At 40.7% G+C, this 12,794-nt stretch carries 10 protein-coding genes and 2 pseudogenes; 7 read left to right on the top strand and 5 right to left on the bottom strand.

All coding sequences use genetic code 11. The features are described 5' to 3' along the window. The first annotated feature begins 59 nt into the window (after positions 1 to 59). The 5 genes from BN1356_RS05705 (at position 60) to cshA (ending at position 7,586) form a co-directional block, all read left to right on the top strand. Positions 60 to 1,430, top strand: a complete 1,371-nt coding sequence (locus tag BN1356_RS05705; protein WP_093650430.1) for a UDP-N-acetylmuramoyl-tripeptide--D-alanyl-D-alanine ligase — start codon at positions 60 to 62, stop codon at positions 1,428 to 1,430. Next, positions 1,427 to 2,149 carry a YwaF family protein gene (locus tag BN1356_RS05700; protein ID WP_093650429.1) on the top strand — a complete coding sequence of 241 codons (723 nt, stop codon included), beginning with the start codon at positions 1,427 to 1,429 and terminating at the stop codon, positions 2,147 to 2,149. The genes BN1356_RS05705 and BN1356_RS05700 overlap by 4 nt, the downstream gene beginning before the upstream one ends. 252 nt (positions 2,150 to 2,401) lie before the next feature. Beyond that, the gene (locus BN1356_RS05695; RefSeq protein WP_093650428.1) at positions 2,402 to 3,946 is read left to right on the top strand and encodes a peptide chain release factor 3; all 1,545 of its coding nucleotides are present in this window, start codon (positions 2,402 to 2,404) and stop codon (positions 3,944 to 3,946) included. A gap of 242 nt (positions 3,947 to 4,188) precedes the next feature. Then, on the top strand, positions 4,189 to 5,703 hold the full coding sequence (locus BN1356_RS05690; RefSeq protein WP_093650427.1) for a flavocytochrome c: 1,515 nt from the start codon (positions 4,189 to 4,191) through the stop codon (positions 5,701 to 5,703). 275 nt (positions 5,704 to 5,978) lie between these two features. Then, positions 5,979 to 7,586 (top strand): degradosome RNA helicase CshA, encoded by a 1,608-nt coding sequence (gene cshA / locus BN1356_RS05685; protein WP_093650426.1) that lies wholly within the window; start codon positions 5,979 to 5,981, stop codon positions 7,584 to 7,586. A 113-nt stretch (positions 7,587 to 7,699) separates the two neighbouring features. Here the strand turns inward: cshA and BN1356_RS05680 are convergent, their stop codons facing one another. Further along, a complete protein-coding gene (locus BN1356_RS05680; protein WP_093650524.1) occupies positions 7,700 to 7,963 on the bottom strand; it encodes a GIY-YIG nuclease family protein in 264 nt (87 codons plus the stop codon). After that, entirely contained in the window at positions 7,953 to 8,702 is a 750-nt protein-coding gene (locus BN1356_RS05675) for a tRNA1(Val) (adenine(37)-N6)-methyltransferase (RefSeq protein ID WP_093650425.1), read from the bottom strand. Before BN1356_RS05675 ends, BN1356_RS05680 begins: the two co-directional genes overlap by 11 nt. A 101-nt stretch (positions 8,703 to 8,803) precedes the next feature. On the opposite strand from BN1356_RS05675, the gene BN1356_RS05670 reads away from it, so the two are divergent. Continuing rightward, positions 8,804 to 9,550, top strand: coding sequence for a lysophospholipid acyltransferase family protein (locus BN1356_RS05670; protein WP_093650424.1), 747 nt, complete (start codon positions 8,804 to 8,806; stop codon positions 9,548 to 9,550). Positions 9,551 to 9,673: 123 nt separating this feature from the next. Beyond that, a pseudogene (locus BN1356_RS05665) lies at positions 9,674 to 10,270 on the top strand (transposase); the annotation flags it as partial. Positions 10,271 to 10,310: 40 nt separating this feature from the next. Here BN1356_RS05665 and BN1356_RS05660 read toward each other — a convergent pair. From BN1356_RS05660 to BN1356_RS05650, 3 genes and pseudogenes are all read right to left on the bottom strand, one after another. Then, positions 10,311 to 10,697: pseudogene (locus BN1356_RS05660) on the bottom strand (transposase); the annotation flags it as partial. Positions 10,698 to 10,716: 19 nt separating this feature from the next. Beyond that, entirely contained in the window at positions 10,717 to 11,478 is a 762-nt protein-coding gene (locus tag BN1356_RS05655; RefSeq protein ID WP_093649747.1) for an IS110 family RNA-guided transposase, read from the bottom strand. A gap of 342 nt (positions 11,479 to 11,820) precedes the next feature. Continuing rightward, positions 11,821 to 12,699 (bottom strand): MurR/RpiR family transcriptional regulator, encoded by an 879-nt coding sequence (locus BN1356_RS05650; RefSeq protein WP_093650423.1) that lies wholly within the window; start codon positions 12,697 to 12,699, stop codon positions 11,821 to 11,823. Between the last annotated feature and the right edge of the window lie 95 nt (positions 12,700 to 12,794).

Raw genomic sequence — 12,794 nt, 5'->3', positions numbered from 1 at the left:
AAATATGCTATAATGATATGGATATTTGACTCAGGTCAATCAAAGAAAAAGGAAACAGAATGAAACTAACATTGCATGAAGTCGCCAAAGTAGTTGGTGCTAAAAATACGGTGTCTGAATTAGATGACATTCCCCTGCGACAGGCTGAATTTGACAGCCGAAATATTCAAGTGGGAGATCTCTTTGTACCCCTTAAGGGAGCGCGTGACGGTCATGATTTTATCGAGACTGCTTTTGCCAATGGTGCAGTAGCTACTCTCTCTGAGAGAGAGATTTCCGGACATCCCTATTTGCTCGTGGAAGATTGCCAAGCCGCTTTTCAATTACTAGCTCAGTACTACCTGGATAAATTGGGTGTAGATGTGATTGCAGTCACTGGCTCCAATGGCAAGACAACGACTAAGGACATGATTGCAGCCATTTTGTCCACAACCTATAAAACTTACAAGACACAAGGCAATTACAACAATGAAATTGGTCTGCCATATACCGCTCTCCATATGCCGGACGATACAGAAAAAATCGTCTTGGAGATGGGACAGGATCATATGGGCGATATTCATCTCTTGTCCAAAATTGCCAAACCGCATATTTCTGTAGTGACCTTGATTGGTGAGGCTCATTTAGAGTTTTTTGGTAGCCGAGAAAAGATTGCCCAAGGCAAGATGCAGATTACAGATGGTATGGATTCAGATGGGATTCTGATTGTACCTGATGATCCTATTATTGATGCTTATTTACCAGATAACATGATGGTTATTCCTTTCGGAGATAAGGAAGAAGTCAGTGTTCAAAATTTACAAGAGGAAAAGGATTCGTTAAGTTTCCATACTTCTATTTTAGAGAACCCCATTCACCTACCTTTTCCTGGTAAATACAATGCAACTAATGCACTTGTTGCAGCCTGTATCGGAAAATTATTGGCTGTAGAAGAAGCAGATATTTTAGATGCGCTTGCCAACCTGCAACTGACCCGCAACAGGACCGAATGGAAAAAAGCAGCTAACGGTGCAGATATCTTATCTGATGTCTATAATGCTAACCCGACAGCTATGAAACTGATTTTGGAAACTTTTTCAGCCATCCCAGCTAATGAAGGTGGCAAGAAAATCGCTGTCCTTGCCGATATGAAAGAACTAGGACCGGATTCTGTGCAGATGCATAGTAATATAATCATGAGCCTAGCTCCAGATAAGATTGATACATTGGTACTTTACGGAGAAGATATTGCAGAATTAGCTCAACTAGCCTCTCAAATCTTCCCAATTGGACATGTTTATTATTTCAAAAAAACTGCCAATGAAGACCAATTTGAGGATATGCTGGTTTGTATCAAGGAAATGATGCATTCCAATGATCAAATCTTGCTAAAAGGTTCTAATTCCATGCATTTGGCCAAGATTGTTGACAGCTTGGAGAGTAATAAATGAATAGTCTAGCATATTTTTTCTCAAATCAAGAGAGTCATGCTCCAGTGATGACTCTTCCCTTCTACGCTATTTTGATGGGTCTATTGATTTTCTTCGCTTATACTACGATACGCTACTACAAAAATGAAAGTTACCGTCGATTCTTTCAAGTTTTACAAATGACTCAATTGCTCTTGATTTACGGATGGTATGCTCTCATGATTGGCAATTTTAAGGAAAGTTTACCTCTTTACCATTGCCGTTTAGCTATGTTAATGGTGCTCTTTTTACCAGATAAACATAGTTGGAAGCGATACTTTGCCTTAATCGGAATCTTCGGTCCAATTTTAGCTTTTGCCTATCCCGTTATGGACAATTATTCACTTTTTCATGTCACTATTTTTAGTTTTATCGTTGGACATTATGCTCTTTTCGTTAATTCCTTGCTTTATCTCTTGCGTTTTCCTAGAAAAAATCTCTTGGATAAACCAAAAGTTATTATAGGAATGCTGTCTTTCAGTAGTCTTTTGTTACTGGTCAATCAGATAACAGGTGGAAACTACGGTTTCCTACGAGAGACACCTCTAATTGGAGGAGCTAGTGCACCTTTTCGTTTTCTAGCTGTGTCAATGGTTTTTATCTTCTTAATTCTCACCTTTGACTTTTTTTTCTGGAAATATGGAAAAGTTTTGGTTAGGGATCAGGAACAATATAAAGAGCTTGCAAATGACTCTCTCTAATCATTGAAAAAAGCGAAGATTTCAGCTATAATGAAGGAGTTGTTTCGATACAGCTCTTTTTTGCTGTCACAAAAAACAAGGAAGTCAGTCCCATGTAGAATACGAAGTATATTGATAATTAATACTCAAAGAAAATCAGAAATAGATGAGACAAAGCGACGCAGGCATACCGAGTGGTAGATAAGGAGTTTTAACAAAATCTAATGTTGATTTTCAAAGAGTATAAAATAGATAGAAAAGAAAGAGAAAAGTATGACCATTCAAGATGAAATTAAAAAACGCCGCACTTTTGCCATCATCTCCCACCCGGATGCTGGTAAAACGACTATTACAGAGCAGTTGCTCTACTTTGGGGGTGAACTCCGTGAAGCGGGGACAGTAAAAGGGAAAAAGACGGGTAACTTTGCCAAGTCCGACTGGATGGATATTGAGAAACAACGTGGAATCTCAGTAACCTCATCTGTCATGCAATTTGACTATGCAGGAAAGCGTGTCAATATCCTGGACACACCAGGCCACGAGGATTTTTCTGAAGATACCTATCGTACCCTCATGGCTGTGGATGCAGCTGTCATGGTGGTGGATTCTGCCAAGGGTATCGAGGCGCAGACCAAAAAACTCTTTGAAGTTGTCAAACACCGTAACATTCCAGTCTTTACCTTTATTAACAAGTTGGACCGTGATGGTCGTGAGCCTCTTGATTTGTTGGAAGAACTCGAAGATGTCTTGGGGATTGCCAGCTATCCAATGAACTGGCCCATCGGTATGGGGAAATCCTTTGAAGGACTCTATGACCTCCACAATCAGCGCTTAGAATTGTATCGGAGCGAGGAACGGTTTGCGGAGTTAGCCGATGGGGATAAACTGTTTGGGAATAATCCATTCTATGCGCAAGTTTTGGAAGACATCGAACTTTTGCAAGAAGCAGGAAATGAATTTTCTCAGGAAGCTATTTTCAATGGTGAATTGACACCGGTCTTCTTCGGATCAGCCCTTACAAACTTTGGGGTACAGACCTTCCTTGATACCTTCTTAGAATTTGCGCCAGAACCGCATGGGCACAAAACTACAGAAGGTGTGGAAATTGATCCTTTGGATAAAGATTTCTCAGGCTTTGTCTTTAAGATTCAGGCCAATATGGACCCTCGTCATCGTGACCGTATTGCCTTTGTGCGCGTGGTCTCTGGTGAATTTGAACGTGGGATGTCCGTTACTCTACCGCGTACAGGAAAGGGAGCAAAGCTCTCAAATGTGACTCAGTTTATGGCAGAATCGCGTGAGAATGTTGAAAATGCTGTAGCTGGTGATATTATCGGTGTCTACGATACAGGTACCTACCAAGTTGGAGATACCTTGACAGTTGGCAAAAATAAGTTTGAATTTGAACCACTACCAACCTTTACACCAGAAATCTTTATGAAGGTTTCTGCTAAAAACGTCATGAAACAAAAATCGTTCCATAAGGGAATTGAGCAACTCGTGCAAGAAGGAGCTATCCAGCTCTATAAAAACTACCAAACCGGCGAATACATGCTAGGGGCTGTTGGTCAACTCCAGTTTGAAGTCTTCAAACACCGTATGGAAGGCGAGTACAACGCAGAAGTGGTCATGACCCCAATGGGTAAAAAGACCGTTCGCTGGATTAAGCCAGAAGACTTGGATGAGCGCATGTCCTCAAGCCGTAACATCTTGGCCAAAGACCGCTTTGACCAGCCGGTCTTCCTCTTTGAGAATGATTTCGCCCTTCGTTGGTTTGCGGACAAGTATCCAGAAGTCAGCCTAGAAGAGAAGATGTAAGCAAAAATCTTTTCTATGGCTGTAACCTGCTTTTTAGCTTAATATGGAACTTCTTTGAGTTTAAATTCGATTATTGAGCAATTTTTAAAATTGGAAAAGGGGTTATCCCTATAAACGAAGGACATCCAAATGAGATGTCCTCTTTTTTTGTCATTTTTTTCAAAAAATACTTGCTTTAGATTGTGAAATAAAGTACAATAAACTTGTAGCATTCTTCACAAAATAAAAAAAGGAGAAATATGATGAAGAAAAAGAAAATTTGGTTTGCCATTTTGGCAGCCATGTTTGCCCTATTTTTAGTTGCTTGTGGGAAGTCAGACAAGGCAAAAGAGACAGCAACTACCACAACTGAAGAAGAGGTCGTTTCTGGTGCGACTGAGTACCAGTATACTGATCCAAAAGAATTGAAAGACAGCTATGATGTTATCGTTGTCGGTTCTGGTGGTGCTGGTATGTCCGCTGCACTTTCTGCAAAACAAGCTGGTGCAGATGTTGTTATTTTAGAAAAAATGCCAAATATTGGAGGCAATACTTCTAAATCTTCTGGTGGTATGAACGCTTCTGAAACCAAGTTCCAAAAAGAACAAGGTATTGATGACACCAACGATCTTTTCTATGAAGAAAGTCTTAAAGGTGGTAAGGGAACTAACGATCCTGAATTGCTTCGTTACATGGTTGATAATTCAGCAGAAGCGATTGATTGGTTGGACAGCATCGGAATCACCCTCAGTGATGTCAGTTTCTCAGGTGGGTTCTCAAAAGCGCGTATCCATCGTCCAGCAGACGGTTCAGCTGTAGGTGGTTACCTTGTTAATGGCCTTTACAATAACTTGAAAGAAAACGAGATTCCAATCTTTGTTAAAGCAGATGTGACAGAATTTACTGAAAAAGATGGCGCTGTTTCAGGTGTTAAAGTCACTGTTGATGGTAAGAATAAAACCATTGCTGCCAAATCAGTAGTTGATACTGCTGGTGGTTTCGGTGCCAACATGGATATGATTACGAAATTGAAACCTGAATTAAAAGGTTATGTAACGACCAACCACGAAGGAGCAACTGGTGATGGGATTGCCATGGCTGAAAAATTAGGTGCCGCAACCGTTCAATTAGATCAAATCCAAATTCACCCAACTGTTTATCAAGAAAAAGGAAAAGAACCATTCCTAGTTTCGGAAGCTATCCGTGGTGAAGGTGCTATCCTTGTCAACGCTGAAGGAAAACGTTTCTACTCTGAAATGGAAACACGTGACAATGTATCAGCAGCTATCAACGCTCTGCCAGAAAAATATGCCTATGTTGTCTTTGACCAAGGACTTCGTGAACATTCAAAATCAATTGATACTTACGAAGAAAAAGGTATGACAGTCAAAGCTGACACAGTTGAAGAATTGGCAAAAGCTATCGGCGTTTCTGATGAAAACTTGAAAGCAACCGTTGAATCTTGGAATAAGTATGTTGCAGACAAAAATGATACAGAATTTGGCCGTAAAACTGGTATGGACCGTGACATGTCCAAAGGACCATTTTATGCTATCAAGGTATCACCAGGTATCCACCACACAATGGGTGGTTTGAAAATCAATACTAAGACAGAAGTATTGAAAGAAGATGGTAAAGCTATTCCTGGTCTCTACGCAGCAGGTGAGGTAACTGGCGGTGTTCACGGAAGCAACCGTATGGGTGGTAATGCCGTAGCGGATATCGTCATCTTCGGTCGCCAAGCTGGTACTCAAGCAGCTGAGTTCAGTAAAAAATAATAGTCCTCTTGGAAGGACCATGAAAACTCCCTTTTCTAGAAATGAAGAGGGGGTTTTTGCGTCTAGGGAGGCTATAACAGCAAATGTACATAGATATTAATTTGTATTTAGCTTATCTGATATAGTAAATTCAGGGATGAAAACGTATTATTTCTTTCTTTAAGGGTAATTCCTATCTATTTATTTTCATTGTGTTATAATAGATAAGTTGTCAAAGCAACAAAATAAAGCGTGATAAGGCAGCTTCGCACTGTCTTTTTAGAAAAGAGAGACATTTGAAATTTACAGAATTTAATTTATCGGAAGATATCCTCTCCACAGTTGTTACTGCTGGATTTGAAACACCTTCGCCTATTCAGGAATTGACCATTCCATTGGCACTTGAAGGTAAGGATGTCATTGGTCAAGCCCAGACTGGTACTGGTAAAACAGCAGCCTTCGGTTTGCCAACATTGAATAAAATTGACACAAATAACAATAGGATTCAAGCCCTCGTCATTGCTCCAACGCGTGAGTTAGCTGTTCAAAGTCAGGAAGAACTCTTCCGTTTTGGTCGTGACAAGGGTGTTAAGGTTCGCTCAGTTTATGGCGGATCAAGCATTGACAAACAAATCAAGGCTCTTCGTTCAGGCGCTCACGTCGTTGTGGGAACACCTGGTCGTCTTCTTGATTTGATTAAGCGTAAGGCTCTTCGTTTGGATCATGTGGAAACATTGATTCTTGATGAAGCCGATGAAATGCTCAACATGGGCTTCTTAGAAGATATCGAAGCCATCATCAGCCGTGTACCTGAAGAACGTCAAACCCTTCTCTTCTCAGCAACCATGCCAGAGCCAATCAAACAAATTGGTATCAAGTTCATGAAAGATTCTGAACATGTCAAGATTAAGGCGACAGAATTAACAAATGTCAACGTTGAACAATTTTTCATTCGTGTAAAAGAAGGTGAAAAGTTTGACACCATGACTCGTCTTATGGATGTGGATCAACCTGAACTCTCCATCGTCTTCGGTCGTACAAAACGCCGTGTGGATGAATTGACCCGTGGTTTGAAATTACGTGGTTTCCGCGCAGAAGGGATTCATGGGGACTTGGACCAAGGCAAACGCCTACGTGTGATCCGTGACTTCAAGAATGATCATATTGATATCTTGGTGGCAACAGACGTAGCAGCGCGTGGTTTGGACATCTCTGGTGTGACCCACGTTTACAACTATGATATTCCACAAGATCCAGAAAGCTATGTTCACCGTATCGGTCGTACAGGTCGTGCTGGTAAATCTGGTCAGTCTATCACCTTTGTATCTCCAAACGAAATGGGTTACTTGGGGATCATCGAGAACTTGACTAAAAAACGCATGACAGGAATGAAACCTGCGACTGCAAATGAAGCTTTTGAAGCTAAGAAAAAAGTAGCTCTTAAGAAGATTGAACGAGACTTTGCCGATTCAGAATTGCGTGCTCGTTTTGACAAATTTAAGGCTGACGCCGTTAAATTAGCAGCTGAATTCACTCCTGAAGAGTTGGCCCTCTATGTCCTCAACTTAACAGTACAAGATCCAGAAGATATGCCAAAAGTGGAAATCGCCAATGAAAAACCATTGCCATTCAAGCCAGCTGGTGGTGGCTTCGGCGGTAAAGGCAAAGGCGGTGGACGTGGTCGAAACGACCGTAATCGTCGTAATGACCGGGATGGAGATCGCCGTGGTGGCTACCGTGGGGATCGTCGTCGTGACGACCGCGAAGGTGGCCGTCGTGAGGGTAAACGCCACGATGACAAGTTTAAGCGTGATAATCGTCGTCAAGACAACAAAAAACCGCACAAAAATACGTCAAGTGAGAAGAAAACTGGCTTTGTGATCCGTAACAAAGGCGAAAGATAAGCAATGGTGGCTCGCAAGAGTCTCTATTCTATTTCTTACTACCAACTATCTTAAAGATAAAGAGTGGAGGTTGTGAGGGTTAAAGTCTTTCTATAACAAAAGAGCACAGGAATTTAAGAGTTCCTGTGTTCTTTTATATAATCGAGCTTTTCTTGTCTAGTCAGGCGTTTTTTGAAGAGGGCTTCCGCAGACATTGCTTCTCGTTTGCTAGGAAACTCTTCTTGATAAAGTAGATTGACGGGTAGTCGGTTTCGGGTGTATTTGGCACCTTTTCCCCTATTATGGGTCTTGATGCGTCTGTCTACATCCGTTGTATAGCCAGTATAGAGGGTGCCATCTGCACATTGGACGACATACATATAAGCCTTAGTTTCCATAGTAAATCGCTCTAATTTCATCTGTATAGTCGCCATTTTCCTTATGAACATAGAGAGGAGGAAGGATTTTTAATCCGTCTGTGGAGCCATCTTTGATGGCTTCAATCAGAAGCATATTAGCTTCTTTTTCCTGTTTTGGATAGACGAATTGGATGCGTTTTGGGGCAAGTTTATAGTGGCGAAGGGTATCTAAAATATCCAAAAAGCGGTCGGGACGATGGACCATGGACAGTCTTCCATTACTTTTAAGAGTCTGCTGGGCAACCTGACAAATGGCGTCTAAATTGGTCGCAATTTCATGCCTGGCTAAGAGGTAATGCTGGCTTTCGTTGAGGTTGGACTGCTCATCTACCTTAAAATAAGGTGGGTTACAAAGTATGAGGTCTACTTTGGAGCGTCCGATATGCTGTGGAAGATTGGCTAGGTCATCATTGATGATGGAGACTTGCTCTTCCAATTCATTGAGTTGGATGGAGCGTTGGTTCATATCTGCTAATCTTTCTTGAATCTCTACTTGGATAATCTTAGCCTTCGTTTGGCTGGAGGCAAAGAGTCCAACAGCTCCATTTCCGCTACAGAGGTCCACAATCAGTCCCTTTTTTGCAGGAAGTTTGGGAAAGCGAGAGAGGAGAACGCTATCAACTGAGTAACTAAAAACGGCTCGATTTTGAATGATTTGAATATCTGTTGAGAAGAGCTGGTCGATTCTCTCACCAGCTTGTAATAATGATTGAGTCATGTTCTTATTATAGCATAAGCCAGTGTGACAGTGGATAGAAAAATCCTAGGGAGAGGAGGAAAATATGGTATAATATGTCTAATGATTTTTAGGAGAGAGATATGTTTTATACTTATTTAAGAAATTTGTTGTCAGTGCTTTTGTGGGCGATTAATGGCAATATTCATTATCATGACCGTGAAAAAATGCTACCTAAGGAGGAAAATTATATCCTAATTTCTCCTCATAGAACTTTTTGGGATCCTGTTTTTCTAGGATATGCCGCAGCACCCAAGCAATTTATTTTCATGGCTAAGAAAGAACTGTTCAAAGATCGTGGCTTTGGCTGGTGGATCAGTAAATGTGGTGCATTTCCAATTGATCGGGAAAATCCAGGAACAGCGGCTATCAAATATCCTGTGAAAATGTTGAAGAAGAGCGACCGCTCCTTGGTCATGTTTCCTTCTGGTAGCCGTCACTCTAGCGAGGTAAAAGGGGGAGTTGCAGTTATTGCTAAGACAGCTAAAGTTAAACTGATGCCAGCTTCTTATATTGGACCGCTTAAACTGAAAGGACTCTTAGCTGGCGACCGTATTGATGTGGCTTTCGGAGATCCTATCGATATTTCGGATATCAAACGGTTGGATCAGGCTGGTTTAGCTGAGGTGGCTCATCGGATCGAGTCAGAATTTAATCGTTTGGACCAACTCAACCTATCTTTCCAAAAGAAAAAAAGTATCTTTCATTATCTAACCTTGATTTATCGTTTGCCTATTCTCTTAGTAGTGGGATTGGTCTTAATTTTGACCTACCTTTTTAGCTACCTAGCTAGTTTTGTTTGGCAACCAAAGACCGATATTAGTGAATAAGAAAAGGACTTCCAAAAATGGGAGTCCTCAGACTGAAGACAAAGTCCTCGGAATTAGGTTTCTAAGGGCTTTTCTTTGTGAATAGGAGTATAATTAAAGTATCTAGTATGAGGAGGTTTGGCTATGCTTCATAAGGAAAAACCAGATTACAACCGCAATCAATATGGTTTCTATACACTTGATGACCTTGTTCCAATTGATCATTTCCTTCGTCAAGTTGATGAGGTGATTGATTTTAACTTCATTTATGAGTTGGTAGAGGACACCTACTCAACCGATAATGGTCGTCCGAGTTTAGATCCTGTCATGCTGGTTAAAATCCCTCTTATTCAGTGCCTCTATGGTATTCGGTCCATGCGTCAAACTATCAAGGAAATCGAAGTCAATATGGCTTATCGTTGGTTTCTCGGTCTTACTCTCGATGACAGGGTCCCCCACTTCACTACTTATGGGAAGAATTACAGTCGAAGATTCCAAGAAAAAGAGCTCATCTCTGAGATTTTCTCTCGAATTCTCAATCAAGCCTTAAGAGCTGGTTTGATTGACCCTTCTGAAATTTTCGTGGATGGAACTCATATCAAAGCTGCGGCGAATAATCACAAGTACACCAAGCAATTAGTGGAACAACAAGCCAAGTTTATGAGTGACCAACTGGTGAAAATGATGGCTGGGAAGCCTTTTTATTTGAAAAAAACAGTAAAAAAGCGCAAAAAATCACTTCCTATGCTATACTGTAATTGAAATTTTTTAAGTTTTGGTGTTAGAACTGTTGCCTCAGTCCTAACGCCTTTTCTTTTTGATAAGGTTGATGGGTTAAGAGTAGTTTGTATATGGTTCTAAGAATTTTATGGGCACAGGCAATAACAGCTTTCATCTTGCTTCCTCTTTGGGAAATTCTATTATATAAAGATGAAAATGCTGGGTCTTTGGAGTGTGCCGCAATGAGTCCAGACATGGTCAAGGCCTGTTTGATATAGCGATTTCCTTGTGTGATATGCGAGGATTTTTTAATCCCAGCACTTTCATAGGAACCAGGACAAAGTCCCGCCCAAGAAGCTAAGTGTCCATCTGTTTCAAAACTATCTACGTTTGGTCCAATTTCAGCTAAAACAGTGGCTGCACAGGCTTCACTCACACCAGGAATGGTTTGGAGTAATCGATTTTCTTCAGGGAAACTCCTTTGCGATGTAAGTCTGTATTTCGCTGGTCAATTTATCCATAAGTTCTTGATACATCCGATATTCTTCCAAACTCTGATTCAATAGAAAACGATCTTCCAGTGATAACTTCCCATTCATGGCCTCAACTAGTTCCTCAGGACTCGCTTTAACATGCTTGTGAAGGCAAGCTGATACACTATCACAGTCAATGACTTCCCCGTTAATAAAGAGTGTTAGAAGGGATTGGCCTGTCTTGGAGAAGATATCAGAAAGATAGCTGGTTAGTTTAATGTTGGCACGCTGTAAGAGATTATGAATTTCGTTTTTGACTTGTGTTTGACGCTGTTTATAAGAACGTAGCCGACGAGTGAGTAAACGCAATTGCATGACCTCGGGACTGGGAATATAAGATAGCGAAATGAGACCACACCGACCCAGTTGAGCGATCCACTCTGCATCTTTCACATCCGTTTTTCGACCAGGAACATTTTTGATGTGTTGTGGATTAGCTAGAACAAGGACTAAATCGGAATCAGAGAAAATATTAAAAAGAGGGAGCCAATATTGGCCAGTAGACTCAAAGAAGACATGGGTCACACGGTTTTCCTCTAGCCAGGCTAGAGCATTTTGAAGGGCGACTGTCGTTGTCCCGAATTTCTTCTGAATTTTCTTAGGTTTGTTGGTATCTAGTGGACCATCTAGGATACAACAAACAATGGATTTTTGGTGGACATCAATACCGCAGCAGGTTTCAATCATGACTTCCATACGAAAAGCCTCCTATTCTAATCTTGAACAATGGAATAAGAGGCTTCTTGTAATTTTATTTTCACGCTCCAGGCGTATTCGAGTTATCTCATGACTCTTATTCATCCAGTTTTCTGTACAGGCTAGGCAAAGCCCTATTAAAGACCACGGATTTGTATTGTTCATCTTCATTATAAGCTGAACATCTTTTTCTGTCATGAGTTAGCAGGTGGAACCTGCTTAGAGTTTTATTTTGTCCAAATCTGCCAATTTCCACCATATTTCGGCAATATACAAAAAAAGACAAACCTCAAAAATGAAGTTTGTCTACAATCTGAGGACTTCCAAAAATGGGAGTCCTTTTTATTTTTCTTTGAGAATTTCTGAACTTGAGGTTCGTTCGAACTCGATGAATTCGGAGGCATTTTTTCTAAGGGTCATGTTTTTGTTGTAACTCTTCGAAAAGATTCCAGCATAGAGGCACTCTAGAAGAAAGGTAATAGAGGTATCAGTGGAGAAGGTTCCGATTTTAGAATAGAGTTTTTCTCTGGTTGCTAAGCGAAGAATGAGGCTGGCTAGTGGTGTTGAAGTATTGTCGCCAACACTGGTCAGGAGAAGGGTAGGGATGGCCTTACGCTTCAAAAATGTCATGATTTGAAGCAGTTGAGGTGTTTCACCCGAGTAGGAAATAATAATAGCACAAGAGTTTTTCTTGGCTAAATAAGCATTGAACATGACTTCACCTTGAAGCTGATGGATGCGGACGTCCTTTTGAATCCGTGACATTTGCAGGGCAAACTCTTGAGCATTCAGCAGGTTATTGCTAACGGCAAAAATATGAATGGTTTCTGCTTGGTCTAACAAATCAATAGAGGAACGCAAGGTTTCGGCTTTATTGAGAGCAAGGGTATCCTCAATAGCTTCTTTTTTGAGAGTGCTAATGCTTGTCATGATACTGGCAATGTCATCGCTAGCTGAGAAAGGAAGATTAGCATCAATCCCCATTTTTTGGTGATCCAGATAAGTCAGTTCATTCAGGAAAGCTTCTTTGAAATCAACCCAACCTTTAAAATCTAGTTTTTTTGCAAATCGAACGAGGGCAGACTTAGATGAAAAAATGTCATCAGCGATTTCAGCAGTTGATTTGTTTTGTATTTTGTATTTTTGCTCTAAAATATAATCTGCTATGATTTTTTCATTCGGGGAGAAGGGGAAGAGTTCAATTTTTTCTAATAAAAACATGTCAAACCTTTCTGAAACAGCGTTTTAAAAAATCAATTAAAAATAGCTCTTTTATTTAAAATACTAGACCTAAATGGGACTTTTCCTTTATTGTC

This window comes from Streptococcus varani (genome assembly GCF_001375655.1).
GTDB lineage: Bacteria > Bacillota > Bacilli > Lactobacillales > Streptococcaceae > Streptococcus > Streptococcus varani.
The sequence above is the reverse complement of the archived record's forward strand: the minus strand, read 5'-3'. Positions and strand labels throughout refer to the sequence as shown.

Bases quoted from the DNA above. Each gene is read 5' to 3' on its own strand.
- BN1356_RS05705 (WP_093650430.1), top strand. From the start codon at position 60: ATGAAACTAACATTGCATGAAGTCGCCAAAGTAGTTGGTGCTAAAAAT.
- BN1356_RS05700 (WP_093650429.1), top strand. From the start codon at position 1,427: ATGAATAGTCTAGCATATTTTTTCTCAAATCAAGAGAGTCATGCTCCA.
- BN1356_RS05695 (WP_093650428.1), top strand. From the start codon at position 2,402: ATGACCATTCAAGATGAAATTAAAAAACGCCGCACTTTTGCCATCATC.
- BN1356_RS05690 (WP_093650427.1), top strand. From the start codon at position 4,189: ATGAAGAAAAAGAAAATTTGGTTTGCCATTTTGGCAGCCATGTTTGCC.
- BN1356_RS05680 (WP_093650524.1), bottom strand. From the start codon at position 7,963: ATGGAAACTAAGGCTTATATGTATGTCGTCCAATGTGCAGATGGCACC.
- BN1356_RS05675 (WP_093650425.1), bottom strand. From the start codon at position 8,702: ATGACTCAATCATTATTACAAGCTGGTGAGAGAATCGACCAGCTCTTC.
- BN1356_RS05670 (WP_093650424.1), top strand. From the start codon at position 8,804: ATGTTTTATACTTATTTAAGAAATTTGTTGTCAGTGCTTTTGTGGGCG.
- BN1356_RS05655 (WP_093649747.1), bottom strand. From the start codon at position 11,478: ATGGAAGTCATGATTGAAACCTGCTGCGGTATTGATGTCCACCAAAAA.
- BN1356_RS05650 (WP_093650423.1), bottom strand. From the start codon at position 12,699: ATGTTTTTATTAGAAAAAATTGAACTCTTCCCCTTCTCCCCGAATGAA.